The 25611-nt window shown below is 54.1% G+C and carries 29 protein-coding genes; 20 read left to right on the forward strand and 9 right to left on the reverse strand.

The features are described from left to right. Positions 1 to 277 precede the first annotated feature (277 nt). From yeaG to SK54_RS14855, 3 genes are all read left to right on the forward strand, one after another. Positions 278 to 2212, forward strand: a complete 1935-nt coding sequence (yeaG, locus tag SK54_RS14845; protein ID WP_006809140.1) for a protein kinase YeaG — start codon at positions 278 to 280, stop codon at positions 2210 to 2212. Positions 2213 to 2301: 89 nt separating this feature from the next. After that, positions 2302 to 3585 (forward strand): YeaH/YhbH family protein, encoded by a 1284-nt coding sequence (locus SK54_RS14850; protein WP_017384692.1) that lies wholly within the window; start codon positions 2302 to 2304, stop codon positions 3583 to 3585. A 99-nt stretch (positions 3586 to 3684) separates the two neighbouring features. Continuing rightward, positions 3685 to 4185 (forward strand): YbaK/prolyl-tRNA synthetase associated domain-containing protein, encoded by a 501-nt coding sequence (locus SK54_RS14855; protein WP_023303492.1) that lies wholly within the window; start codon positions 3685 to 3687, stop codon positions 4183 to 4185. Positions 4186 to 4205: 20 nt separating this feature from the next. On the opposite strand, the gene yoaI is transcribed toward SK54_RS14855, so the two are convergent. Further along, positions 4206 to 4307, reverse strand: a complete 102-nt coding sequence (gene yoaI, locus SK54_RS22760; protein WP_017384693.1) for a small membrane protein YoaI — start codon at positions 4305 to 4307, stop codon at positions 4206 to 4208. A gap of 286 nt (positions 4308 to 4593) precedes the next feature. Between yoaI and SK54_RS14860 the strand changes: the two genes are divergently transcribed. From SK54_RS14860 to SK54_RS14870, 3 genes are all read left to right on the forward strand, one after another. Continuing rightward, a complete protein-coding gene (locus SK54_RS14860) occupies positions 4594 to 5925 on the forward strand; it encodes a glycoside-pentoside-hexuronide (GPH):cation symporter (RefSeq protein WP_015570785.1) in 1332 nt (443 codons plus the stop codon). A gap of 15 nt (positions 5926 to 5940) precedes the next feature. Further along, the gene (locus tag SK54_RS14865) at positions 5941 to 7977 is read left to right on the forward strand and encodes a glycoside hydrolase family 31 protein (RefSeq protein WP_048247529.1); all 2037 of its coding nucleotides are present in this window, start codon (positions 5941 to 5943) and stop codon (positions 7975 to 7977) included. Between the two features lie 106 nt (positions 7978 to 8083). Then, on the forward strand, positions 8084 to 8530 hold the full coding sequence (locus SK54_RS14870) for a DUF441 domain-containing protein (protein ID WP_017693614.1): 447 nt from the start codon (positions 8084 to 8086) through the stop codon (positions 8528 to 8530). Here SK54_RS14870 and SK54_RS14875 read toward each other — a convergent pair. Beyond that, the gene (locus SK54_RS14875; RefSeq protein WP_017384695.1) at positions 8514 to 9305 is read right to left on the reverse strand and encodes an AraC family transcriptional regulator; all 792 of its coding nucleotides are present in this window, start codon (positions 9303 to 9305) and stop codon (positions 8514 to 8516) included. The two genes, SK54_RS14870 and SK54_RS14875, sit on opposite strands and share 17 nt — an antisense overlap. Positions 9306 to 9404: 99 nt before the next feature. Here SK54_RS14875 and SK54_RS14880 point away from each other — a divergent pair, with 99 nt between their 5' ends. Beyond that, on the forward strand, positions 9405 to 10592 hold the full coding sequence (locus SK54_RS14880) for a CynX/NimT family MFS transporter (protein WP_048247531.1): 1188 nt from the start codon (positions 9405 to 9407) through the stop codon (positions 10590 to 10592). A gap of 31 nt (positions 10593 to 10623) precedes the next feature. Here SK54_RS14880 and SK54_RS14885 read toward each other — a convergent pair whose 3' ends face one another. Next, positions 10624 to 11331: a CTP synthase C-terminal region-related (seleno)protein gene (locus SK54_RS14885; RefSeq protein WP_017384697.1), complete on the reverse strand. Its 708-nt coding sequence runs from the start codon at positions 11329 to 11331 to the stop codon at positions 10624 to 10626. 151 nt (positions 11332 to 11482) lie between these two features. Here SK54_RS14885 and SK54_RS14890 point away from each other — a divergent pair, with 151 nt between their 5' ends. Beyond that, positions 11483 to 11827 (forward strand): DUF488 domain-containing protein, encoded by a 345-nt coding sequence (locus tag SK54_RS14890; RefSeq protein WP_032653239.1) that lies wholly within the window; start codon positions 11483 to 11485, stop codon positions 11825 to 11827. Here the strand turns inward: SK54_RS14890 and SK54_RS14895 are convergent, their stop codons facing one another. Next, a complete protein-coding gene (locus SK54_RS14895) occupies positions 11828 to 12133 on the reverse strand; it encodes a hypothetical protein (protein WP_015570790.1) in 306 nt (101 codons plus the stop codon). An 80-nt stretch (positions 12134 to 12213) separates the two neighbouring features. Continuing rightward, a complete protein-coding gene (locus tag SK54_RS22380; protein WP_015570791.1) occupies positions 12214 to 12468 on the reverse strand; it encodes a putative hemolysin in 255 nt (84 codons plus the stop codon). Between the two features lie 311 nt (positions 12469 to 12779). On the opposite strand from SK54_RS22380, the gene SK54_RS14905 reads away from it, so the two are divergent. Genes SK54_RS14905 through yoaJ form a run of 3 tightly spaced genes read left to right on the forward strand, consistent with a single transcriptional unit; the run spans position 12780 to position 14027 of the window. Beyond that, the gene (locus SK54_RS14905) at positions 12780 to 13808 is read left to right on the forward strand and encodes a sensor domain-containing diguanylate cyclase (RefSeq protein WP_045344202.1); all 1029 of its coding nucleotides are present in this window, start codon (positions 12780 to 12782) and stop codon (positions 13806 to 13808) included. A 45-nt stretch (positions 13809 to 13853) separates the two neighbouring features. Further along, positions 13854 to 13952, forward strand: a complete 99-nt coding sequence (locus tag SK54_RS22575; protein ID WP_015570793.1) for a YoaK family small membrane protein — start codon at positions 13854 to 13856, stop codon at positions 13950 to 13952. Beyond that, entirely contained in the window at positions 13953 to 14027 is a 75-nt protein-coding gene (gene yoaJ, locus SK54_RS22820; protein ID WP_015570794.1) for a protein YoaJ, read from the forward strand. It abuts the gene before it with no gap. A gap of 53 nt (positions 14028 to 14080) precedes the next feature. On the opposite strand, the gene SK54_RS14915 is transcribed toward yoaJ, so the two are convergent. After that, positions 14081 to 14329 (reverse strand): GlsB/YeaQ/YmgE family stress response membrane protein, encoded by a 249-nt coding sequence (locus SK54_RS14915; RefSeq protein ID WP_003857896.1) that lies wholly within the window; start codon positions 14327 to 14329, stop codon positions 14081 to 14083. A 369-nt stretch (positions 14330 to 14698) separates the two neighbouring features. On the opposite strand from SK54_RS14915, the gene yncL reads away from it, so the two are divergent. Both yncL and SK54_RS14920 read left to right on the forward strand, forming a co-directional pair. Next, the gene (gene yncL / locus SK54_RS22090) at positions 14699 to 14791 is read left to right on the forward strand and encodes a stress response membrane protein YncL (protein ID WP_071524166.1); all 93 of its coding nucleotides are present in this window, start codon (positions 14699 to 14701) and stop codon (positions 14789 to 14791) included. 124 nt (positions 14792 to 14915) lie between these two features. Further along, a complete protein-coding gene (locus SK54_RS14920; protein ID WP_048247534.1) occupies positions 14916 to 16415 on the forward strand; it encodes an EAL domain-containing protein in 1500 nt (499 codons plus the stop codon). A gap of 4 nt (positions 16416 to 16419) precedes the next feature. Here SK54_RS14920 and SK54_RS14925 read toward each other — a convergent pair whose 3' ends face one another. Both SK54_RS14925 and icd read right to left on the reverse strand, forming a co-directional pair. Beyond that, a complete protein-coding gene (locus SK54_RS14925; RefSeq protein ID WP_022650806.1) occupies positions 16420 to 16665 on the reverse strand; it encodes a YmjA family protein in 246 nt (81 codons plus the stop codon). 75 nt (positions 16666 to 16740) lie between these two features. After that, the gene (icd, locus tag SK54_RS14930; protein ID WP_003857898.1) at positions 16741 to 17991 is read right to left on the reverse strand and encodes an NADP-dependent isocitrate dehydrogenase; all 1251 of its coding nucleotides are present in this window, start codon (positions 17989 to 17991) and stop codon (positions 16741 to 16743) included. Between the two features lie 117 nt (positions 17992 to 18108). Between icd and rluE the strand changes: the two genes are divergently transcribed. Genes rluE through purB form a run of 5 tightly spaced genes read left to right on the forward strand, consistent with a single transcriptional unit; the run spans position 18109 to position 22444 of the window. Further along, the gene (gene rluE / locus SK54_RS14935; RefSeq protein WP_017384702.1) at positions 18109 to 18771 is read left to right on the forward strand and encodes a 23S rRNA pseudouridine(2457) synthase RluE; all 663 of its coding nucleotides are present in this window, start codon (positions 18109 to 18111) and stop codon (positions 18769 to 18771) included. Then, complete coding sequence (locus SK54_RS14940; protein ID WP_032619915.1) at positions 18771 to 19244, forward strand: NUDIX hydrolase; 474 nt, start codon at positions 18771 to 18773, stop codon at positions 19242 to 19244. The genes rluE and SK54_RS14940 overlap by 1 nt, the downstream gene beginning before the upstream one ends. Positions 19245 to 19284: 40 nt before the next feature. Further along, positions 19285 to 20397 (forward strand): tRNA 2-thiouridine(34) synthase MnmA, encoded by a 1113-nt coding sequence (gene mnmA, locus SK54_RS14945; protein WP_032103856.1) that lies wholly within the window; start codon positions 19285 to 19287, stop codon positions 20395 to 20397. Positions 20398 to 20424: 27 nt separating this feature from the next. Further along, positions 20425 to 21054, forward strand: a complete 630-nt coding sequence (gene hflD / locus SK54_RS14950; RefSeq protein WP_006809213.1) for a high frequency lysogenization protein HflD — start codon at positions 20425 to 20427, stop codon at positions 21052 to 21054. A 19-nt stretch (positions 21055 to 21073) separates the two neighbouring features. Further along, positions 21074 to 22444 (forward strand): adenylosuccinate lyase, encoded by a 1371-nt coding sequence (gene purB, locus SK54_RS14955; protein WP_017693620.1) that lies wholly within the window; start codon positions 21074 to 21076, stop codon positions 22442 to 22444. Positions 22445 to 22530: 86 nt separating this feature from the next. Here the strand turns inward: purB and SK54_RS14960 are convergent, their stop codons facing one another. Further along, positions 22531 to 22923 carry a hypothetical protein gene (locus SK54_RS14960; protein ID WP_168728655.1) on the reverse strand — a complete coding sequence of 131 codons (393 nt, stop codon included), beginning with the start codon at positions 22921 to 22923 and terminating at the stop codon, positions 22531 to 22533. Between the two features lie 475 nt (positions 22924 to 23398). Between SK54_RS14960 and phoP the strand changes: the two genes are divergently transcribed. Then, entirely contained in the window at positions 23399 to 24070 is a 672-nt protein-coding gene (phoP, locus tag SK54_RS14965) for a two-component system response regulator PhoP (RefSeq protein ID WP_026094318.1), read from the forward strand. Then, complete coding sequence (phoQ, locus tag SK54_RS14970) at positions 24071 to 25534, forward strand: two-component system sensor histidine kinase PhoQ (RefSeq protein WP_032634007.1); 1464 nt, start codon at positions 24071 to 24073, stop codon at positions 25532 to 25534. The last annotated feature ends 77 nt before the right edge of the window (positions 25535 to 25611 follow it).

Raw genomic sequence — 25611 nt, forward strand, 5'->3', positions numbered from 1 at the left:
AAAAACCCGCTTTTCGCTTATAACCGCAGTGGAAATTTTTGGATGAGTTATTGATATGTCATTGAAAGTAGATTTTATCCGTATGCAAGTTTTGCAATTGCCATCTACGCTTTAATTTAAGAAGAGGTTTTGCTGAACACCCTGAGGTTCATAGCCTTCGACCTGGCACACAGGTTGCTGCTCTGGCAGTGAGGTGCGAAAAATTCTCTTCCGGGAGCCTCCACTACTCATACGAACGGCTCTTATCCTGTGCTAAAAAACGAAAGGACGGCATGCCATGAATATATTCGATCACTATCGCCAGCGCTACGAAGCTGCCAAGGACGAAGAGTTCACACTGCAGGAGTTTCTTACCATTTGTCGGCAAGATCGCAGTGCCTATGCCAATGCGGCAGAACGGCTATTGATGGCTATTGGTGAGCCAAACATGGTTGATACTGCCCTGGAGCCACGGCTTTCCCGTCTATTTTCGAATCGGGTGGTCGCCCGATACCCGGCGTTTGAAGAGTTCTATGGCATGGAAGACGCCATTGAGCAGATCGTCTCCTACCTGAAGCATGCCGCTCAGGGGCTGGAAGAGAAGAAACAGATCCTTTACCTGCTGGGTCCTGTCGGTGGGGGTAAATCCTCCCTGGCTGAACGGCTGAAAGCGCTGATGCAGCGCGTGCCGATCTATGTGCTGAGCGCCAACGGCGAACGCAGCCCGGTCAATGACCATCCGCTGTGCCTGTTTAATCCGCAAGAGGATGCGCAAATTCTGGAAAAAGAGTTTGGCATTCCGCATCGCTATCTCGGTACGATCATGTCGCCGTGGGCGGCAAAACGTCTGCACGAGTTTGGCGGGGACATCACCAAGTTCCGCGTCGTGAAAGTGTGGCCGTCTATCCTCGAGCAGATCGCCATCGCTAAAACTGAACCCGGTGACGAGAACAACCAGGATATCTCGGCGCTGGTGGGTAAAGTCGATATCCGTAAGCTGGAGCATCACGCGCAAAACGACCCGGATGCCTACGGTTATTCCGGTGCGCTGTGCCGCGCCAACCAGGGGATTATGGAATTTGTCGAGATGTTTAAAGCACCGATCAAAGTGCTGCATCCGCTACTGACCGCCACCCAGGAAGGGAACTACAACGGGACAGAAGGTATTTCCGCCCTGCCGTTTAACGGGATTATCCTTGCCCACTCTAACGAATCTGAATGGGTGACCTTCCGTAACAATAAAAACAATGAGGCATTCCTTGACCGTGTGTACATCGTCAAAGTGCCATATTGCCTGCGGATCTCCGAGGAGATCAAGATTTACGAAAAACTGCTCAACCACAGTGAGCTGGTCCATGCCCCTTGCGCACCGGGAACGCTGGAAACGCTGTCGCGCTTCTCGATCCTGTCGCGCCTGAAAGAGCCGGAAAATTCCAGCATCTACTCAAAAATGCGCGTATATGACGGTGAAAGCCTGAAGGATACCGACCCGAAAGCGAAATCGTACCAGGAATACCGCGATTACGCCGGGGTCGACGAAGGGATGAACGGTTTGTCGACGCGTTTCGCGTTTAAGATCCTCTCCCGCGTCTTTAACTTCGACCACGCGGAGGTGGCCGCCAACCCGGTACATCTGTTCTACGTGCTGGAACAGCAAATTGAACGTGAACAGTTCCCACAGGAGCAGGCTGAACGCTACCTGGAGTTCCTGAAAGGCTACCTGATCCCGAAATACGCCGAGTTTATCGGCAAAGAGATCCAGACCGCCTACCTGGAATCCTATTCCGAATACGGCCAGAACATCTTCGACCGGTACGTCACCTACGCTGACTTCTGGATCCAGGATCAGGAGTATCGCGACCCGGATACCGGCCAGCTGTTTGACCGTGAATCCCTGAACGCGGAACTTGAAAAAATCGAGAAACCAGCCGGGATCAGCAATCCGAAAGACTTCCGAAACGAGATTGTGAACTTCGTGCTGCGCGCCAGAGCGCATAACAACGGCCGCAATCCGAACTGGACCAGCTACGAAAAACTGCGCACGGTTATAGAGAAGAAAATGTTCTCTAACACGGAAGAGCTGTTGCCGGTCATCTCGTTCAACGCCAAAACCTCAACCGACGAGCAGAAAAAGCACGACGATTTTGTCGACCGTATGATGGAAAAAGGCTATACCCGCAAACAGGTCCGCCTGCTCTGTGAATGGTATCTGCGCGTGCGTAAATCGTCTTAAAACAAGTGCCCGGTAACGCGCTTACCGGGCCAACAAAATGTCCGGTACTTACGGACGCTGCAAGTTGGCAAATGCAGTACGGGGGATATATGACCTGGTTTATTGACCGGCGTCTTAACGGCAAAAACAAGAGCACGGTGAATCGCCAGCGCTTCTTGCGCCGTTATAAAGCGCAAATTAAACAGTCGATCTCCGAGGCCATCAACAAACGCTCGGTGACCGACGTCGACAGCGGCGAATCCGTCTCCATCCCTAACGATGACATCAGCGAACCGATGTTTCATCAGGGGCGTGGCGGCCTTCGCCATCGCGTGCACCCAGGTAATGACCACTTCGTCCAGAATGACAGAATCGAGCGGCCCCAAGGCGGAGGCGGCGGTTCTGGCAGCGGTCAGGGGCAGGCCAGCCAGGACGGTGAAGGCCAGGACGAGTTCGTCTTTCAGATTTCAAAAGACGAATATCTCGACCTGCTGTTTGAGGATCTGGCCCTGCCGAATCTGAGAAAGAATCAGCACCGTCAGCTCAACGAATACAAAACCCATCGCGCGGGTTATACCGCAAACGGGGTACCCGCCAACATCAGCGTGGTGCGTTCACTGCAAAACTCGCTGGCGCGACGCACGGCGATGACGGCAGGCAAACGGCGCGAACTGCGCGAGCTGGAAACCAGCCTGAAAGTGGTGGAAAACACGGAGCCGGCACAACTGCTGGAAGAGGAGCGCCTGCGAAAAGAGATCGCCGAACTGCGGGCGAAGATCGACCGGGTGCCGTTTATCGACACGTTCGACCTGCGCTACAAGAACTACGAAAAACGGCCGGAGCCTTCCAGTCAGGCGGTGATGTTCTGCCTGATGGACGTATCAGGTTCAATGGATCAGGCCACCAAGGATATGGCTAAGCGTTTTTATATTCTGCTCTATCTGTTCCTGAGCAGAACGTATAAGAACGTGGAGGTGGTCTACATCCGCCATCACACTCAGGCGAAAGAGGTGGATGAACATGAGTTCTTCTACTCGCAGGAGACCGGCGGCACCATCGTGTCGAGCGCCCTGAAGCTGATGGACGAGGTGGTGAAGGAGCGCTACGATCCGGCGCAGTGGAATATCTACGCCGCGCAGGCATCGGATGGCGATAACTGGGCGGATGACTCGCCGCTGTGTCATGAAATTCTGGCGAAGAAGATCCTGCCGGTGGTGCGTTACTACAGCTACATTGAAATTACCCGTCGCGCCCACCAGACGCTGTGGCGTGAGTATGAGCATCTGCAAGCGATGTTCGATAACTTTGCGATGCAGCACATTCGTGACCAGGATGACATCTACCCGGTCTTCCGGGAACTGTTCCAGAAACAGTCGTCCACCAGCAACGCATGACCCAACAGCCAGCGCACCCGCTGGCTGTTTTCTTTCAGCCCTCTCCGTCCCGTGCTAATGTAGCAAGCTACGTATTGGCAAATCACAGGTGAAATCGTTATGTCTGATGACGTGATCGGGACGACGCCCCATCAGCGGCTAATCAGCTTATTAACCGAGCAGGAGGCGCGCTTTCGCGTGGTGGCGCATGAGGCCGTTGGGAAATGCGAAGCGGTCAGTGAAATTCGCGGGACCGATCTCCGGCAGGGTGCAAAAGCACTGGTCTGCAAGGTAAAAGGCAACGGTGTTAAGAAACATATTCTGGCAATCCTCGCCGCCGATCGGCAGGCCGATCTGAGCCTTCTGGCCAGTCATTTCGGTGGGCTAAAGGCCTCTCTCGCCAGTCCGGCTGAAGTGGATGCGCTTACCGGCTGCGTTTTCGGCGCCATTCCCCCCTTCAGCTTTCATCCGGATCTGACGCTGGTCGCCGATCCGCTGCTGTTTGAGCGCTTCGATGAGATCGCCTTTAACGCCGGCCTGCTGGAAAAGTCGGTGATTATGGACACCCAGGACTATCTGCGTATCGCCCGTCCTGAACTGGTGACGTTCCGTAAACAATAAATACTGCGGCTGGCTAACGGTCAGCCGTTTTCCAGCAGCAGCACGGAAGCAATCAAAATAATCGCGATAATAAAAAACGATGAGGAGATAATCAGCGTTTCGACAAACATAGGATCGTTCATGATGCCCTCTGCTTTGCCCGTTTGCCTCTTTTTTACCCCCGCACAATGACAGTTAAATGACAATGACGCGTCCATGAAATAACTATTTTTTCGCTGAAACGATTCGCTGTTAACTATCCTCCCCCGTATAAAGTCACTGTTTAAATACTTTATTTGTTACCGGTATCACGAAAAGAAATTTACGTAACCCCGATGCCAGATCTCGCAATTGTTAACCTTTTCATCATGGTTAACCCTGTTTACGGAGCACCTCAAAAATAAACCTTACACTGGCAAGGTGAATACAATGACCGAAATAATTACCCGTAAAGAAAAGATCAGTTATGGGTTAGGCGATATGGCGAGCCATATTGGGCTGGATAACGTCATTATTTTTCTGACGTTTTACTATACGGACGTGGTGGGGCTACCTGCCGCATTCGTGGGCACCATGTTTCTTCTGGCGAGAACCGCCGATGCCATAATAGACCCGGCGATGGGCTATATCGCAGACAGGACGCGCACGCGCTGGGGCAAATTCCGCCCCTGGATGCTGTGGCTGGCGCTGCCCTTTGGCGCAAGTTGTCTGCTGACCTACGCCGTTCCGGCGTCGCTCGATCTGCACGGTAAAATGATTTTCGCCACCGTCAGCTATACCCTGATGATGCTGATGTATACCGCAATCAATATTCCCTATTGCTCCATGGGCGCGGTGATCACGCCCGACAACGATGCGCGAATTTCCCTCCAGTCCTATCGTTTTTTCCTGGCCACGCTGGGTGGCGCGCTGTCGACATTCTTTATGATGCCGCTCGCAGAGTTTTTAGGCGGCGATGATAAATTACTGGGCTACCGCTGGGCGATGGCCATTATGGCGACCATCGCGGTCATCATGTTCTGGATCTGCTTCGCCAATACGCGCGAGCGTATTAAGGCTCCCGCCACCCACAATAATTATCTTGCGGAACTGCGGGATTTATTACGAAACGACCAATGGCGGGTTGTCGCCGTCCTGGTATTAACCAACATTGGTTTTGGCGTTATTCGCCTTGGCGCAATGATGTATTTCGTCACTTATTATCTCGGTAGCGCAAGCTATTTTATGTGGATGCTCGGGGCGCATATTCTCGGGAAAGCCGCAGGCAGTGCGCTGGCCAAACGTCTGACGCAGAACGTCAGCAAAGTGCAGATGTTTGGATACTGTTCCGTACTGGCGGGGGTACTCAGCATCGCCCTGTTCTTTGCGCCTAAGTCAGTGCTTATTCTGGTGCCCATGACGTTTATCGTCTCCACCCTTTACCAGGCCACCACCACGCTGATGTGGGTAATGATGGCGGACGTCGCCGATTACGGCGAATGGAAACAGGGCAAACGCATGGACGGCGTGATCTTCTCCACCTTCCTCGCCGTACTCAAGCTGGGAATGGCGATCAGCGGCGCGATTGTTGGCTGGACGCTGGGCTTAAGCGGCTATGTCGCCAACGCCCCGGAACAGACCACCACGGCCATGTACTGCATCATCGCCCTCTTCACCGTCGTGCCTGGCGTCTTGTCACTCTGCGCGTTTGCCACGCTGCGCTGGTACAAGCTCGACGACAGCACAATGCAATCCATCCATCTTGCCAAACACCCTGTTTAGAAGGACGCGTTTTCCATGAGTGAGCTGATCCAACATTCCAACAGTATCGAATGGCGTTTTGAACGCCAGACCCTGCGTATTGAACCGTGGGGTGAAAACAGCCTGCGCGTCAGGGCCACCTGCTCCCCGGCTTTTGATGACGCCTTACAGGCACTGTTGCCCGCCGCCCCTTGCCAGGCTGAGATTGTCGCCGAAGCGGAAAGCCTGACGCTGCGCAACGGCAATATTACCGCGACGCTGAATCTTAAAGGTCAGCTGGCCTTCTACAATCAGCGCGGCGAACTGCTGCTGGAAGAGATGTGGCGCCAGCGTTCAACGGTGGGTATCGGTGCCAGCGAGAAGAGCCAGGATAAATATGTCAGCGCCCTGAAGCTGGATGGCCGCGAATTTAAGCCGCTAATGGGGGGGAAATATCAGTTCACCGTCCGGTTTGAATCGCGTCCGGATGAACGCATCTATGGCATGGGTCAGTATCAACAGCCGTGGCTGGATCTGAAAGGCTGTACGCTGGAACTGGCGCAGCGCAACTCCCAGGCCAGCGTGCCCTTTATGCAGTCCAGCCTTGGCTATGGCCTGCTTTGGAACAACCCGGCGATTGGTGAAGCCAGCTTTGCAAAAAATCAGACGGAATGGCGCGCCCGCGTGACGGGAGAAATGGACTACTGGATCACCGCCGCTGATACGGTGGCGGATATCACCCGCCAGTATGTGAAAGCCACCGGTACTCCGCCCTCCGCCCCGGCGTTTATCAGCGGGCTGTGGCAGTGCAAATTACGCTACCGCACCCAGCAGGAGGTGCTGGAGGTTGCGCGGGAGTATCGCCGCCGTAATCTGCCGCTGTCGGTGATGGTCATCGACTTTTTCCACTGGCCGAATCAGGGCACCTGGTGCTTCGACCCCGTAGACTGGCCCGATCCTGAAGGGATGGTCGACGAGCTGCGCGAAATGGGTATTGCGCTGATGGTGTCGGTGTGGCCAACGGTAGAGGCGCGCAGCCCTCTCTACCCGCTGATGAAAGCCAAAGGCTGGCTGGTCAGCAGTGAACGTGGCGTGCAGGTCAACCTCGATTTTATGGGCAATACCACCTTCTTTGATGCGACCCATCCTGAGGCGCGGAAATTCGTCTGGGATACGGTGAAGAAAAATTACTACGACATGGGCATTAAGCTGTTCTGGCTGGACGAAGCGGAACCGGAATACCGAGCCTATGATTTTGACAACTATCGCTACCACGCCGGTCCGGTGCTGGAAGTGGGCAATCGCTACCCGCGTGACTTTGCGCAGGGCTTTTACGATGGGCTCCAGGCAAATGGTGAAACCGACATTGTTAACCTGGTACGCTGTGCCTGGGCAGGCAGCCAGCGCTTCGGCGTGCTGGCGTGGTCGGGTGATGTCCACTCCTCGTTCCATGCTTTTCGCAATCAACTCGCCGCGGGACTGAATATGGGGCTGGCGGGGATCCCATGGTGGACGACCGATATCGGTGGCTTCCAGGGAGGGAACGTTAACGACCCGGCGTTCCACGAATTGCTGATCCGTTGGTTCCAGTGGGCGGTGTTTACACCGGTTCTGCGCATGCACGGCTATCGCGAACCGCAGATCCAGCCCCCGGAGCGCTACCGTGACGGCATTCCTCAGTGTAACAGCGGTTCGCCTAATGAGCTGTGGAGTTACGGAGAAGAGAATTACGCCATCATGCAGCACTGGCTTACCGTCCGCGAAACCCTGCGCCCGTATATTGACGCGTTGTACCAGCAGGCTCATCTGCACGGAGACCCGCTCATGCGTCCGCTGTTCTGGCACTATCCGCAGGATAAGCAGAGCTGGGCGTGTGAAGATCAGTATCTGTTTGGCGAAGATCTTCTGGTGGCGCCGGTTATGCAGGCCGGTCAGCGTGAGCGCGATGTCTGGTTGCCGACGGGCAATAGCTGGGTCGCTCTCAACGGTGAGCGCTACGCCGGTGGGGAGCATATCCGGGTGCCTGCGGCGCTGGAAACCATCCCGGTGTTTATCCGCGAAGGGAGTCCGCTTATCCAGCAGCTGGTGGACTGACGTCAGGCAAGTGCCCAAAAATAGACAATTTTTTCAGTAAAGCCTGCCTGCCGTCGCGTTTGCGCGTAAAGTAAGCAGGCTTACTATTTTTGGCAAGGATCCCGTCATGTTCGACCCTACTCTGCTCATACTTCTGACCCTGGCTGCTCTGGGTTTTGTCAGCCACAACACCACCGTCGCGATTTCCATTCTGGTCCTGATCATTGTTCGCGTCACACCGTTGAATACCTTCTTCCCGTGGATAGAAAAACAGGGGCTTACCATCGGGATCATTATTTTGACCATCGGCGTGATGGCCCCGATTGCCAGCGGAACGCTACCGGCCTCAACGCTGCTGCACTCCTTTGTAAACTGGAAATCGCTGGTGGCGATTGCGGTGGGCGTTTTTGTCTCATGGCTTGGCGGGCGCGGCGTGACGCTGATGAGCAGCCAGCCTTCACTGGTGGCCGGGCTGCTGGTGGGCACCGTGTTAGGCGTGGCGCTGTTTCGTGGCGTGCCGGTTGGCCCGCTGATTGCTGCCGGACTGGTTTCGCTGTTTATCGGGAAGTCGTAGTCAGGCTGGCGATATAGCGGGCGGGCGTCTGTCCCAGTCCTTTCTTAAACATGGTGATGAAGGCGGTGGTGGAGTCATACCCCAGCGCCTGCGCCGCCTGCTGAACCGACTTTCCGCCGATCAAAAACTGCAATGCGACAATCAGCTGGAGCTGGTGCCGCCAGCGGCGAAAGCTCAAGCCAGTCTCTTTCACCACCAGCCGCGCCAGATTGCGTTCGCTCATGGCAAAGTGGCTGGCCCACTGCGCCAGCGTCTGCCAGGCGGCAGGTTCGTTTGCCATGGTCTCACTCATCAGGCGAATTTTTGGATGCGGAGATACCGGCAGCTGTAGATGCTCCTGCGGTTGCAGGGGCAGTTCATCAAACAGGACGTCAACCAGCCTTCCGGTAGCGGGAAGAGGCAGTTCCTCCCGTGACCTGTCCGCAAGCGCCAGCACCAGCTCCCGCACCAGGGGCGATATTTTCAGCGTACAGGTACGCGTCGGCAATTCGAGCGCACCGGGTTCAATAAACAGCAGACAGAGCTGCGCGCCGGGCGTCGCCTTGTTGCTGTGCGGCGTTTGTCCCGGGATCCACACCGCATACTGGGGCGGCACCATCAGCATCGCGTTCTCCACTTCACAGGTGATCGCTCCCCCCAGCGCCATAATCAGCTGCCCTTTGCGGTGCTGATGCAGCGGAATATATTGTTCCTGTGCCACCACGCGGATGCGAAAGGCCACCGCCGCGTCGTGCTGGCTATCGGGATCGTAGCCATCGAGCCCCAGTCCGTACATAAAGTTGTCCGATATTAGCGATAAACTGTCATTTTAGCCTGATTTCAACCACGACTTAAATCGGTATGGTATGCGCTCGCCTGAACGTAAGAGACAATAATGACTACTGCTATTCAACCTTCCGGGAAACAGGGTGCGCTGCTGATTGCAGGCATCCTGATGATTGCCACGACGCTGCGCGTCACCTTTACCGGTGTCGCCCCCCTGCTCGATACCATCCGACAGGACTATGGCTTAAGCACGGCGCAAACCGGCCTGCTCACAACGCTGCCTCTGCTGGCCTTCGCCTTTATCTCTCCCCTTGCCGCAGGCGTCGCCCGGCGCCTGGGCATGGAGCGCAGCCTTTTTATCGCTCTGCTGCTGATTTGCATCGGGATTGGCGTACGTTCGCTGCCGTCGGCCTCGCTGCTGTTTATCGGTACGGCGATCGTGGGCTGTGGGATTGCGCTGGGCAATGTCCTGCTACCTGGCTTAATCAAACGTGATTTTCCGGGCCAGGTCGCAAAACTGACGGGGGCTTATTCGCTGACGATGGGAGCCGCTGCTGCCGCAGGGTCGGCGCTGATCGTCCCGCTGTCGCTGGGGAGTGGTGGCTGGCACGGGGCGCTGCTGATGCTGATGTTCTTCCCGCTGGTGGCGCTGCTGCTGTGGTTACCGCAATGGCGCCAGAAGCCGGCCGCCACCCTGACCGGAGCGGGCGCGCTGCACAATCGGGCTATCTGGCGCTCGGCGCTCGCCTGGCAGGTGACGCTTTTTCTGGGCATTAACTCGCTGATTTACTACGTCATTATCGGCTGGTTACCCGCGATTTTGCTTAGCCATGGCTACAGCGAAACGCAGGCTGGCTCCATGCACGGGCTTCTCCAGCTGGCAACCGCGGTTCCCGGTCTCGCCATTCCGCTGATCCTGCACCGTCTTAACGATCAGCGTGGCATTGCCGGGCTAGTCGCCCTGATGTGCGCCGTCAGCGCGGCCGGGTTCTGGTTCGCGCCGGGGCTGGCCGTCGTCTGGACGCTGGCGTTTGGCTTTGGATCCGGCGCCACCATGATCCTCGGCCTGACGTTTATAGGGCTGCGCGCCAGCTCGGCCCATCAGGCCGCGGCGCTCTCCGGCATGGCACAGTCGATTGGCTATCTTCTGGCGGCCTGTGGCCCACCGCTGATGGGGAAAATTCACGATACCGCCGGAGACTGGCGCATTCCGCTGCTCGCCTGCGCGCTGGCCGCGGTAGTGATGGCATTATGCGGTATGCTTGCCGGGCGTGACCGGGAGATCACACCCCGCTGACATTCAAGGCAGACCCGGAGGTCTGCTTTTTTTATCCCTGCGCCGCCCGCAGCATGGCCTGTACCAGCACGACCGGGCGCCCTTGCAGCGCGGCCCGCTCATGCTGGAACAGGGTGAGGACAAAGAAAGGATGGGTTACCAGCTCTGCCGCGCGGATCTCGCCCTGCTCGTCCCAGCCCGTTACGCGCATGTCGCCCCGCTCAAGCTGGTCGGCAAACTCAGGTGAGACGCCGTAATTGCAGTGATACCCCTCCTGAATTTCCGGCTTGCCATACGCTTTAGCAATCAGCGTGTTATTCCGCAGCTCGATCGCGTCGGTTTTTTCCACCAGCGAGCAGGTCAGCGGCGCAATTACCATCCTTCCCTCGGTGTCGGTTTCGGCATGGCCTGCATCGTGCCAGCCCAGTACATTACGCGCATACTCAATCAGCGCATGCTGGAACCCGCCGCAGGTGCCGAGAAAGGGGATGCTGTTCTCACGCGCGTAACGGGCCGCAATAAACGCCGCCTCGGTGTTTTTATACGGGCTTGCCGGTACCAGCCAGATGGCATCATACCCGACCAGGTCTTCGGCGCTGGTCAGCTCAGGCGTGGCGAGCCAGTCATAATCAGCGGTGAGATCCAGAACCGCAGCGGCGTCGTCAATCGCCAGCGGGATCGCCTGGTGCGCAATAACATCGGGATTGTAATCACCAACCAGCGCAATGCGCAGCGTCGTTTTAACCGGGGAGAGTTCCATCAGAGATTCCTTATGCCGGAGGATTTTCAGATAACATAAGGAACCTCAGACTACCGATCTTTTGCAATTATCACAATACCTTAAATTGGGTGGATAAAAGCCGGGTGCTATAGTGTTCTTGCAGAACGTCGTAAGGAAATGAGGAGGACCCATGATTCAATGTAAACGCGTGTATGAGCAGGCGACCTCAAAAGACGGTTACCGGATCCTGGTCGACAGACTCTGGCCGCGAGGGATAAAAAAGACCGACCTCGTCTGTGATGAGTGGTGTAAAGCGCTAACGCCGTCCAGCGAACTGCGAAAAGCTTTTCACAGTGAAACGATAGATTTCACCGCGTTCAGTGAAGCCTATCGTAAAGAGCTGGCGCAGCATCCGGATGAAGGCAAACGCCTGGCGGCTCTCGCCAAACAGCAGACCGTGACGCTACTCTATGGGGCGAAAAATACGGAGCAGAATCACGCGCAGGTACTGGCGGACTGGCTGCGTAAACTGTGATTAACCGATCGCCAGCTCATCCACGTTGTGTGGCATCTCGTCGGGAGTAAGCGGCATCAGATGTTCCGGGCGAACAAACGCAAAACCGTGCTGATTATCAAAGGCGTAAACATCACCGGTGACCAGCCACAGCGCACGCGCTGACGTGGCGGGTAATTGCGTCATGACGCCGTTAACCGGGTTCACAAAACGCTGGCCCGGCTGACAAAGTCCAAACAGCTCGACGGATTTACCGATATTTCGACGGCCTGCCGCCGTACGCGCACCCACGATCATCGCCATGCTGCCCGGTTTTAACTGAAACATACTTCTTCTCGCAAACGTACTGCCAGAAACTGGCTAAGAATAATCCTAAAGAGAAGTGTATCGCAGTTTTATTGCCGTTGTCATCTGGTCGGTTGCGGGTGATCGCGGCGGTAGAGATCCCATTCATCGATCACTTCCCCGCCTGGCAATTTGCACTCGGTACGTACGCCCTGCGGGCTTTGAACAGGGATTTGCTCTCCCCCTTTCTCCAGACAGTACACTGACGCCGGGTTTGCCATACCAATAGCGTGCGGCGGTTGAGGCGCATCAGGAGGGGTTGTCTTTGTTGAGCAGGCGGCCAGCGGTAAAACCAGCGCCAGGAGAAGATATTTCATTATCATGATCCTTCAGGGTGTAAAAACGTCAGAGTAACGGGTCATCGCCGTTTTCTCCATGATTTCTCCATTAAACCTGCACGATTCCCCCTTATAGTGATGCCTGTTCTCACACTGACCAGAGAACATCATTCCGTAATCAAGATGTTTTGCCCCGATCTCAACATCGGGGCTTTTTTTAGTCTTCCCCTCATCTGCCTTCAGAAGAATCTATAAAATTAATCCTGTTCATGTTTTACTATGACCGGAGTCTATATTTTCAGCATAACATGCAGATACAGAGGTCTTCTGCATGGGAGTCATCCTGCCTCATGTCAGATATCATTCTTGCCCGTGTTTCAGAAACCCTCTCCACTGAGCAATCTCTCGACAGTCTGGTGCGTCAGCTACTGGAAATGCTGGAAATTGTGACGGATATGGAATCAACCTACCTGACGAAAGTCGATATCAATGCGCGTTTGCAGCACATTTTATATGCCCGTAACAGCAAGCAAATGCAGATCCCTGAAGGGTTCAGCGTGCCCTGGGACGAAACACTGTGTAAGCGCGCCATCGACAGCGACACGTTGTTCAGTAACGAGGTGCCCGACCGCTGGCCGGAGTGTGAAGCGGCCAAAGCACTGGGCATTACAACCTATATGAGCGTGCCGGTTCACCTGGCTGACGGTTCTCTATATGGCACGCTTTGCGCGGCCAGCACCGCACAGAAACAGTTCAGCGAGCGTGGCGAGCAGGTAATCAGACTCTTTGCCGGTTTAATTGGTCAGTACATTCAGAAAGAGTCGCTTGTGCTTCAGCTTCGCGAAGCAAATGCGGCGCTCATTGCTCACTCTTACACCGACGCCCTCACCGGCCTGCCGAATCGTCGCGCCATTTTTGAAAACCTTACCACCCTGTTCTCACTGGCGCGCCATCTTAACCGCAACGTCATGATGGCTTTTATTGACCTCGATGATTTCAAGCGAATCAATGACCAGTACGGGCATGAGGCGGGCGATCGCTTCCTCGTACAGGTCGGCAAGCGGCTGACTCACGAGCAAACGCAGGATGAGATTATTGGCCGGCTCGGCGGCGATGAATTTCTGGTTGCCAGCCTGAGTCACAGCGATGATGGCGACGCCAGTACAGAGGTCAACGCAATCAAAACCCGCCTCAATGGTCTTATTGCGGGCGAATACGGATTAGGCAATGCCACTATTCTTTATCCCGGCGCAAGCCTTGGCGTCGTTATTGTTGATCCTCACAGCACGGATGAAGATAGCGCCCTGCGCACCGCAGACCTCGCGATGTATCAGGATAAAAAAGGAAAAAGCAAAACAGGCTTTGTCGCGTTAGATTAAAACCGTACACTCTACGGCCTTATACAAACTCAAACAGGTGATGGCATGAGAATAGGGATCCTCTTTCCGGTGGTTATTTTTATCACAGCGGTGGTGTTTTTAGGCTGGTTTTTCCTTGGCGGTTACGCCGCGCCGGGGGCTTAAATGAGAAAAACGACCATCATCATGTTGATTGTCGCCATCGTGGCCGTCGCCGGTACGCAGTTAGGCTGGTGGTAACGCCCAAAGTAAAAAGGCCGCCGTCAGGCAGCCTTTTTTAACACAGGTCAGATTTAGCTTTTGATTTTTCTGTAGATAAACAGAACAACCAGCGCGCCAATCACCGCGACGACAAAGCTGCCGAAGTTGAAGCCATCAACTCTGCCAAAGCCGAACAGGGTACTGATCCAGCCACCGACGACTGCACCCACAATCCCCAGAATGATCGTGACGATGAAACCGCCGCCATCTTTGCCCGGCATAATCCACTTCGCCAGGATCCCCGCAATCAGCCCAAAGATAATCCAGGATAAAATTCCCATAGCTTTCCTCTCTGTATGGTTTTTGTCATTAAATCAACGACACAGAAAAGGATAGCACAGGATCTGAGAAAGGAAATTTGTGATAAGAATCACACGGTTCGTTTGATTAAAATATGAGCAGTAAAAAAATGCCGTTCCACACTCATCGTGGGGTTGCATCTTTTACTGAGAAAGATTATCTTTCTCATTACTGAATAGTTGAGCAAATCACTCAGGTATTCAGTACGACATTGCTCACATTGCTTCCAGTATTTCTTGCCCACTCTTGAGTGGGCTTTTTTTTGCCCGAACCCACCAAAATCTGGCGTTTCTTCAGTGGAGATGAAACGCTATTCTCTGTGGCTACTGAACAACAAAAACGTTGATAACATGAACGTATCAAGCAAGTTTGTCATCTGCCTTAATCTTGTTTCTGCCAGTACGTTACTGCTACTGCTCTCAACACGGTTTGAATGGTTCTGAGATGAAAGGAGCCTGGCATGGTGGCTTTCCTTTCGATTCCGTGCAGCCTCAACTCTCATACTTGTAGCTTTTATGACCTGTGTTAAGATCCCTGCACCTCAGGACGTGGTGGGACAACAGGAAAATGAAGAAGGCCATTGCCGTTGCTATCATCTCAACCTTTATGGTCGTCCTGTCGCTGTATGCTGTTAACGCCATTATCGCTGAGCAGCAAAAGAACCGGCAGAGGGAGATCTCCCACACGCTCTTAAGCTATTCTGAAGAGTTAACGCAAAATATCGCCAGTACGCTTAAAAATACCTCCACGCAGGGATGCGATAGCGCCAGTCTGAACGTCTACCGAAAATTAAAGATGCGAAGTCTCTATTTCGCCGATGTGGGGTTTATTGAAAAGGGGAAAATCACCTGCACCGCGTTTTGGGGCAAGCTGGCAAATCCCATCGCCCTTCCCTCTGAGCTGCATAATACCCAGAACGGATTCAGCCTGGCGCAGTTTTCGCAGAAAGATTTCTTTGTCGGCAATGCGACAATCTATAACCACCTTATTATCTTCACCTCCCGTTCAGCCTACGATAAATTTGCCCCCGTTACCGCCAACTATTCGCTTCGTTCTTCCACTAAAGATTTCTGCCGCACCTTTTTCACCGTTACGCCGCCATCAGAAAACTTCAGCCGCTTACAGTCTCTGTTATTTACGCTGGCTGTGACAGAGTGCAGTACACGCTGGGATTTGTGCGTTACCGTCACACACCATGATGCCGGACTGGCTTCGCTCTCCCACGTAGTGATGGTGCTTCTGTGCTTGTTTTTATACTTTATCTGGGTATCCCTGACGCTGTTTTCTCTTCGACTTTATGAAGACCGACGTTCTCTGGAACGAACGCTGGTCAAAGCGGTAAAAGCGAATACCATCAGCGTTCATTTTCAGCCTGTTATTCGGGTTGCTGATAAGAAAATCGTCGGGGTTGAAGTGTTATCAAGATGGCAGGATAACAATCACAAAGAGGTTTCTCCTGAGCTGTTTATCCCGTTAATTAAAAAAATTGGCCTGTATAACGTTTATTATCAGAACATGATAAAGAAATCCCTGGCGGAAATTGCCGCGCTGGCCGCTGAACATCAGTTAATGATTTCACTGAACGTTGGCCGGACGGAAATTGAAGACGGCAAATTCCTGGCGGTATTACGTCATGAATGCTCAGAGAACGCGATTCCCTTATCGTTAATCAAAGTTGAGTTATCCGAAAATGGCGTTTCCACCGCGGCCATCCTTGAAGAGTTTTGTGAGGAGCTTAAATCGGCAGGCGTCAAAATTTCAATAGACGATTTTGGTGTGCAAAACTCTAATCTGGCCAGGCTCTCAAATCTCAAATATGACGAAATCAAGGTGGATAAGTCGTTAGTGGACGGCATCAGCGAGCACTATAAACAGGATATCCTGGTGATCTTCAGCGACGCGCTCGCTAAACTGCACAAAACCCTGGTTTTTGAAGGGGTTGAAAGCGAAACGCAATATCAGTTCATCGCGCAGAGATACCCCGATGCCCTCGTACAAGGCTGGTACTTTTCAAAGTCGCTAACCCGGCACGACCTCGCCAGGCTGCTGGCAGACTCAGCGCGATGACGCGTTATTCATTGCCCCACTGATTCAGGAAGTTCGCAATATCGTCAATGCGCGCTTCGTCTATCTCCGCCTGGACAGCCATCTCCCGCTGCGCCTCTTCACTGATTTCCTCATTGTTGTATAAGCGAGTGAGCAGCAGCTGGAAATAGTGTGCCAGCGGCGTACGCTCTGCCTCTTCTACCGGTTTCGCCGTTTCAGTCGCATACTCGTCGACGATGTCATAATACTTGAGCGGGATATCATGGGTCATAGCGTTGTTTCCGTCTTGTGTGCATAAAAAACGGGAACCCTCAGGCTCCCGTTGTCATTTAACCCAGCGAGTGGATTACATGTTCGCGATAATCGCGTCGCCAAACTCTGAGCATTTCAGCAGTTTAGCGCCTTCCATCAGACGTTCAAAGTCATAGGTGACGGTTTTCGCGTTAATCGCGCCTTCCATACCCTTAACGATCAGGTCTGCGGCTTCGAACCATTCCATATGACGCAGCATCATCTCTGCGGATAGAATGATAGAGCCTGGGTTGACTTTGTCCTGGCCTGCGTATTTAGGTGCAGTACCGTGAGTTGCTTCGAACAGGGCGCACTCGTCACCGATGTTCGCGCCCGGGGCGATACCGATACCACCCACCTGTGCGGCCAGCGCATCGGAGATGTAGTCACCATTCAGGTTCATACAGGCGATCACGTCATACTCAGCAGGTCGCAGCAGGATCTGTTGCAGGAACGCATCGGCAATCACATCTTTAATGATGATCTCTTTACCGGTGTTCGGGTTCTTAATTTTCTGCCATGGGCCGCCGTCGATCAGTTCACCGCCGAACTCTTCGGTCGCCAGCTGGTAGCCCCAGTCTTTGAACGCGCCTTCGGTGAACTTCATGATGTTGCCTTTGTGAACCAGGGTCACAGAGTCACGATCGTTGGTGATAGCGTATTCGATGGCGGCACGCACCAGACGCTTGGTCCCTTCTTCGGAGCATGGCTTGATGCCGATGCCGCAATGCTCAGGGAAGCGAATTTTCTTCACGCCCATCTCTTCGCGCAGGAATTTAATCACTTTTTCTGCATCAGCAGAGTCCGCTTTCCATTCGATACCGGCGTAGATGTCTTCTGAGTTTTCACGGAAGATAACCATGTCGGTCAGTTCCGGGTGCTTAACCGGGCTTGGGGTGCCCTGGTAGTAACGCACCGGACGCAGACACACATACAGATCCAGTTCCTGACGCAGCGCCACGTTCAGGGAGCGAATGCCACCGCCAACTGGTGTGGTCAGAGGGCCTTTGATAGCAACGCGATAGTCGCGGATCAGGTCCAGCGTTTCGGCTGGCAGCCAGACGTCCTGGCCATAAACTTGAGTCGATTTTTCACCGGTGTAAATTTCCATCCAGGAAATTTTACGCTCGCCTTTGTAGGCTTTCTCAACAGCGGCATCAACCACTTTCAGCATTGCCGGGGTAACGTCTACGCCGATACCGTCGCCTTCAATGAACGGGATAATCGGGTTGTGAGGAACGTTAATCTTGCCGTTTTGCAGGGTGATCTTTTTACCTTCCGCCGGAACAACTACTTTGCTTTCCATTAACCTCTCCTTCGAGCGCTTCTGGTTGTTACTGATCTTATGTTAATAAATTGTAATGAGCCTTCCGATAGTACCTGATTGTCCGACGCCATGAAAGGTCTTCGTTATTAGGCTATAATGCGGCAATTGATAACGCCTGAAAATACCATGACGAAAACTTCTTTTAGAAAACACCGGGTTGAGCGATTCAGCTCACGACAAGCCACCAGAAGAACGCCAGAACCCCAGCCAACGCGGGTCATACTGTTCAATAAACCCTACGATGTATTGCCGCAGTTTACCGACGAGGCCGGGCGCAGCACGCTGAAGGACTTTATTCCCGTTCAGGGAGTGTACGCGGCGGGACGTCTGGATCGTGACAGCGAAGGGTTGCTGGTGCTCACCAATGACGGCGTGCTCCAGGCCAGGCTCACTCAGCCGGGCAAGCGTACCGGGAAAATTTACTTTGTGCAGGTTGAAGGCGAGCCGGACGACGCGTCGCTGGCAAAACTGCGTAACGGCGTAACGCTGAACGACGGTCCCACCCTGCCGGCTGGTATTGAGCGCGTGAATGAACCCGAGTGGTTGTGGCCGCGCAACCCGCCGATTCGTGAGCGGAAATCCATTCCCACCAGCTGGCTTAAAATCACCCTTTATGAAGGCCGCAACCGACAGGTCAGGCGCATGACTGCGCATGTGGGCTACCCTACCCTGCGACTCATTCGCTATGCCATGGGCAGCTACACGCTGGACTCGCTGGCAAACGGGGAATGGCGGGATGTTACCCCTAAGGAGAACTGATGTTTAAACCTCATGTTACGGTCGCCTGCGTGGTCCATGCGCAGGGGAAATTCCTGGTGGTGGAAGAGACCATCAACGGCAAAGCGCTGTGGAACCAGCCTGCCGGGCATCTTGAAGCCAATGAAACCTTACGCCAGGCGGCAGCCCGTGAGCTGTGGGAGGAGACGGGTATCCGCGCCGAACCGCAGCATTTTATCCGTATGCATCAGTGGATAGCGCCTGACCAGACGCCTTTCCTGCGCTTCTTATTCGCCGTTGAACTTAACGAAACGTGCGCCACTGAACCGCACGACGACGATATCGATCGCTGCCTGTGGGTGACTGCCGAGGAGATCCTGAACGCGCCAAACCTGCGTTCGCCGCTGGTGGCGGAAAGCATCCGCTGCTGGCAGTCTGCGGCGCGCCTGCCGCTGGATGTCATTGCAGAATTTAACTGGCCGTTTACAGAGGGTGTCAATGGTGGGGGGGCGTGATAGAATACGCCGCCTTGAAGTTCAATGTCGTGAGTATTCCATGTCAGATAACAGCCAGAAAAAAGTAATCGTCGGCATGTCCGGCGGTGTCGATTCCTCCGTTTCCGCCTACCTGTTGCAGCAACAGGGCTATAAGGTGGAGGGCCTGTTCATGAAGAACTGGGAGGAAGACGATGGCGAGGAATACTGCACTGCCGCTGCGGATCTCGCCGATGCGCAGGCCGTGTGCGATAAGCTCGGCATCGAACTGCACACCGTTAACTTTGCCGCAGAATACTGGGACAACGTTTTTGAACTCTTCCTCGAAGAGTACAAAGCGGGCCGCACGCCAAACCCGGATATCCTGTGCAACAAAGAGATCAAATTCAAAGCCTTCCTGGAATTCGCCGCGGAAGACCTGGGCGCAGACTACATTGCGACCGGCCACTACGTGCGTCGCGCGGATGTGAATGGCAAAAGCCAGCTGCTGCGCGGCCTGGACGGCAACAAAGATCAGAGCTACTTCCTCTATACGCTGAGCCACGAACAGATTGCCCAGAGCCTGTTCCCGGTCGGCGAGCTGGAAAAGCCGGAAGTGCGTAAGATTGCTGAAGATCTGGATCTGATCACCGCGAAGAAAAAAGACTCCACCGGTATTTGTTTTATCGGCGAGCGTAAATTCCGCGAGTTCCTGGGGCGCTACCTGCCTGCACAGCCGGGCAAAATCGTCACCGTTGACGGCGATGAGATTGGTCAGCACCAGGGGCTGATGTACCACACTCTCGGCCAGCGTAAAGGTCTGGGTATCGGCGGCACCAAAGAGGGCAGCGAAGATCCGTGGTACGTGGTCGACAAAGACGTCGAAAACAATATTCTGGTTGTGGCTCAGGGTCACGACCACCCGCGCCTGATGTCCGTTGGACTGATCGCGCAACAGCTGCACTGGGTCGATCGCGAGCCGCTGAAAGGCACGCTACGCTGCACAGTGAAAACGCGCTACCGCCAGACGGACATCCCTTGCACCGTAACCGCACTGGATGACGATCGCATTGACGTGCGTTTCGACGAGCCGGTTTCCGCCGTTACCCCTGGCCAGTCTGCTGTTTTCTACAGCGGCGAAATTTGCCTCGGCGGTGGGATCATTGAACAGCGCCTGCCGCTGCCTGCTGTTTAAACCGTTTGCACACATAAAGGAGACCGTGTGGCGAAGAACTATTATGACATCACCCTGGCGCTGGCGGGAATTTGCCAGTCAGCCCGTCTGGTGCAACAGCTGGCGCATCAGGGTCATTGCGACGCTGATGCCCTGCACGTTTCACTCAACAGCGTTATCGATCTTAACCCAGGCTCCACGCTGGGCGTCTTTGGCGGCAGTGAAACCAATCTTCGTCTCGGTCTTGAAACTCTGCTCGGCGTGCTCAACGCCAGCAACCGTCAGGGGTTGAACGCGGAACTGACCCGCTACACCTTAAGCCTGATGGTGCTGGAACGTAAGCTTAATGCGGCAAAAGGCGCAATGAATACCCTGGGCGACCGCATCGCCGGGCTACAGCGCCAGCTCGACCACTTTGACCTCCAGTCTGAGACCCTGCTCAGCGCGATGGCCGGTATCTACGTTGACGTGATTAGCCCGCTCGGCCCGCGTATTCAGGTCACCGGTTCGCCTGCCGTATTGCAAAGCCCACAGGTACAGGCGAAGGTACGCGCTTCGCTGCTGGCAGGCATCCGTGCCGCCGTGCTGTGGCAACAGGTCGGCGGTGGCCGCCTACAGTTAATGTTTTCTCGTCATCGCCTGACGACTCAGGCAAAACAAATTCTTGCTCATTGTTAACCTCCCGGAGTTGCGAATTATGGAATTATCCTCACTGACCGCCGTATCCCCTGTCGATGGACGCTACGGCGATAAAGTCAGCGCGCTGCGCGGGATCTTCAGCGAATATGGCCTGCTGAAGTTCCGTGTTCAGGTTGAAGTACGCTGGCTGCAAAAGCTGGCCGCCCAGACAGCAATCAAGGAAGTTCCTGCTTTTGACGCAAAGGCAAACGATTACCTTGATAAAATCGTTGCTGAGTTCAGCGAAGAAGATGCCGCGCGCATTAAAACCATCGAACGCACCACCAACCACGACGTGAAAGCGGTTGAATACTTCCTGAAAGAGAAAGTGGCAAGCGTCCCTGCCCTGCACGCGGTATCTGAATTTATTCACTTCGCCTGTACGTCTGAAGATATTAACAACCTGTCTCACGCGCTGATGCTCTCTACCGCGCGGAAAGAGGTAGTACTCCCTTACTGGCGTAAAATCATTGATGCGGTGAAAGCGCTGTCCGTGGAATACCGCGACATTCCGCTGCTGTCCCGTACTCACGGCCAGCCAGCAACCCCATCCACCATGGGTAAAGAGATGGCGAACGTGGCGTACCGCATGGAACGCCAGTATCGTCAGCTGGAGCAGGTTGAGATCCTCGGCAAAATCAACGGCGCGGTGGGTAACTACAACGCCCACATCGCCGCGTACCCGGAAGTGGACTGGCACCAGTTCAGCGAAGAGTTTGTGACCTCTCTGGGGATCCAGTGGAACCCGTACACCACCCAAATTGAGCCGCACGACTACATCGCCGAGCTGTTTGACTGCATTGCGCGCTTCAACACCATCCTGATCGACTTCGATCGTGATGTATGGGGTTACATCGCCCTGAACCACTTCAAGCAGAAGACCATCGCCGGGGAAATCGGTTCGTCCACCATGCCGCACAAAGTGAACCCAATCGACTTCGAAAACTCCGAAGGTAACCTGGGTCTGGCGAATGCCGTGTTGCAGCATATGGCGAGCAAGCTGCCGGTCTCCCGCTGGCAGCGCGACCTGACTGACTCCACGGTGCTGCGTAACCTGGGCGTAGGTATTGGCTACGCGCTGATCGCCTACCAGTCCACCCTGAAAGGTGTGAGCAAACTGGAAGTTAACCGCGACCGTCTGCTGGACGAGCTGGATCACAACTGGGAAGTGCTGGCGGAGCCGATTCAGACCGTGATGCGTCGTTACGGCATCGAAAAACCGTACGAGAAACTCAAAGAGCTGACCCGCGGTAAACGCGTTGATGCTGAAGGTATGAAACAGTTTATCGACGGTCTGGCGCTGCCAGAAGAAGAAAAAGCGCGCCTGAAAGAGATGACCCCGGCAAACTATATTGGCCGTGCCATCGCTATGGTTGACGAGCTGAAGTAATCGCCCTTCCCCCTTTCCACCTGGAAAGGGGGCTGCTTTACATCATCGAGCCGACATTTCACGTCACATTATCTGTTTTGCCGGGATTAGAGCCTGCCGTCAGGCTGAATGTTATTTTTTGCCGTGGAATAACTTTCCGGAATATACCGTTTTAAGCCGAACGGGCAAAGTTTGAACTGGCACGGGGTTTCAGCCGTGCACGGGCGATCCATCTCCTGTCGGTTGCCTGGACACGCGTTTTTCTGTTTGAACCCCATCCAGCCTATTGATGTAAAGGGCATTGCCTGCGCTATCCATACTCTACGCCGCCGATCGTTAATCAGGATCCCCTGGTTTGAAGTGGTGATGATTTCACCTGTACGAACGTAATAATCTCCCTTTAACCACAGGATATAATTCAGGCCATACTGTGTTTCAACTTTGCAAAAGATGGTTCCGCTTTCCGGGCTCGCAATAGTCTCAACAACCTTCCATTCCATAAAGTCCTCTTTACTCGCTATATTGCTGTTTTGTTGTGTAAAAATGCTGCTTTTCTGGCACATCTTATGCAAATCTAATTTCGCACCATAAAATAAGCGTAGACAAAGCCAGGCATAGTGAGAACATCCTTACAAAAAAAAGGGCAATATTTACAAAACTGGCGTGCCCGTGCTGTCCAAAAAGCGACTCGCCTTCAACAGTTCATAAACGGATGGCTGTTTTATCGGGATTGCGAAAGCTTGCGAAAACAAGTCAGTTTATATTACCCGCGCCTGCTGGGGGCGCATGAGGCTTACGTGAGTTGGGTGGGTGATATGAACCAGGCTCAGGTCAACATACTTAATAATCAGGTGCCTGGCGTCATCCCCCCCTGTGTTCGGGAGCATGAAAAAATCATTTAATTTCATTGCGCTGGTGTCAACCTGAATAATCAGCGTTAAACTATTCATACCATTTATAAAGGGAGAAGTGATGATGCGCGTACTGGTTGTTGAGGATAACGCATTGCTACGTCATCACCTGAAAGTTCAACTTCAGGAGATGGGTCATCAGGTGGATGATGCTGAAGACGCAAAAGAGGCCGATTATTATCTCAATGAACACCTGCCGGACATCGCCATTGTCGATTTAGGGCTGCCGGATGAAGACGGATTGTCCCTTATCCGCCGCTGGCGTAGCCATGACGTTTCCCTGCCGGTGCTGGTGCTGACTGCCCGCGAAGGCTGGCAGGACAAGGTTGAAGTCCTGAGCGCTGGCGCGGATGACTACGTGACCAAACCCTTCCATATTGAAGAAGTCGCTGCGCGTATGCAGGCGCTGCTGCGCCGCAACAGCGGGCTGGCGTCACAGGTTATCTCTCTGCCGCCGTTCCAAGTGGACCTCTCTCGCCGCGAATTTTCTATTAATGATGAAGTGATCAAGCTGACCGCATTCGAATACACCATCATGGAAACGCTGATCCGTAACAACGGTAAAGTGGTGAGCAAAGATTCCCTGATGCTTCAGCTCTATCCGGATGCCGAGCTGCGCGAAAGCCACACCATTGACGTACTGATGGGTCGCCTGCGTAAAAAAATTCAGGCGCAGTACCCGCATGACGTGATCACCACCGTGCGTGGTCAGGGCTACCTGTTCGAATTACGCTAAATGAAAGGGATATTGCGCCACATTTTACCCCTTTCGCTGCGGGTTCGCTTTTTGCTGGCAACCGCCGCCGTCGTGCTGGTGCTGTCGCTCTCTTACGGGATGGTGGCGTTGGTCGGTTATAGCGTGAGCTTCGATAAAACCACCTTCCGCTTGCTTCGCGGCGAAAGTAACCTGTTTTATACCCTGGCGAAGTGGGAGAACAACCGAATCACCGTCGAGATGCCGGAAAACCTGAATCAGCAGAGCCCGACGCTAGCGCTGATCTATGATGAAAAAGGGAAATTGCTTTGGGCCCAGCGCGATGTCCCGTGGTTGAAAAAGCGCATCCGTCCGGAATGGCTGAAAACCAACGGTTTTCATGAAATAGAAGCCGACCTCAACTCCACCAGCAGCCTGCTGCGTGACGATCGCGCCTTACAGATTAAGCTTAATGAGATCCGGGCCGAAGATGACGACACGGAGATGACCCACTCTGTGGCCATCAACCTTTACCCCGCCACCCTGAACATGCCGCAGTTAACCATTGTGGTGATCGATACCATACCGGTTGAGCTGAAACGCTCGTATATGGTCTGGAACTGGTTTGTGTATGTTCTGGCTGCCAACCTGCTGCTGGTGATCCCTCTCCTGTGGGTTGCTGCGTGGTGGAGCCTCCGCCCGATTGAATCCCTTGCCAAAGAGGTGCGCGAGCTGGAGGAACATCACCGCGAGAAGCTAAACCCGGAGACCACGCGTGAGCTGACCAGCCTGGTGCGCAACCTCAACCGCCTGCTGAAAAGCGAACGTGAACGCTACGACAAGTATCGCACGACGCTCACCGACCTTACGCACAGCCTGAAAACCCCGCTGGCCGTGATGCAGAGTACCCTGCGTTCCATGCGCAGTTCGAAAATGAGCGTGGATGACGCCGAGCCGGTGATGCTGGAACAAATCAGCCGTATTTCACAGCAGATCGGCTATTACCTGCACCGCGCGAGCATGCGTTCCGGAAGCGCCCTGTTGAGCCGTGAACTGCACCCGGTAGCCCCGCTGCTGGATAACCTCACCTCTGCGCTGAACAAGGTGTACCAGCGTAAAGGGGTCAACATCAGTCTTGATATCTCACCGGAAATTAGCTTTGTCGGTGAGAAAAATGACTTTATGGAAGTGATGGGAAACCTGCTCGATAACGCCTGCAAATATTGTCTGGAGTTTGTCGAGGTGTCCGCGCGGGTAACGGATAACGAACTGCATATTATCGTTGAGGATGATGGTCCTGGCATTCCCTGTAATAAACGCGAAGTGGTGTTCGATCGCGGCCAGCGCGCCGATACGCTGCGGCCAGGCCAGGGCGTCGGATTATCCGTCGCCAGGGAAATCGTCGATCAGTACGAGGGCAAGATTGAAACCGGTGAAAGTTTGCTGGGCGGTGCCCGTATGGAAGTCATTTTTGGCCGCCAGCATCCCGTATCGAACGATAGTTGACCCGAAATGTGAAAAATACGCGGATCTCGCAGTCAGGGGGCGGTGCTTCCGTTATAATCCGTCTCAGTAAGAGCCTG

The organism is Enterobacter sp. MGH120, from assembly GCF_001037725.1.
GTDB lineage: Bacteria > Pseudomonadota > Gammaproteobacteria > Enterobacterales > Enterobacteriaceae > Enterobacter > Enterobacter hormaechei_C.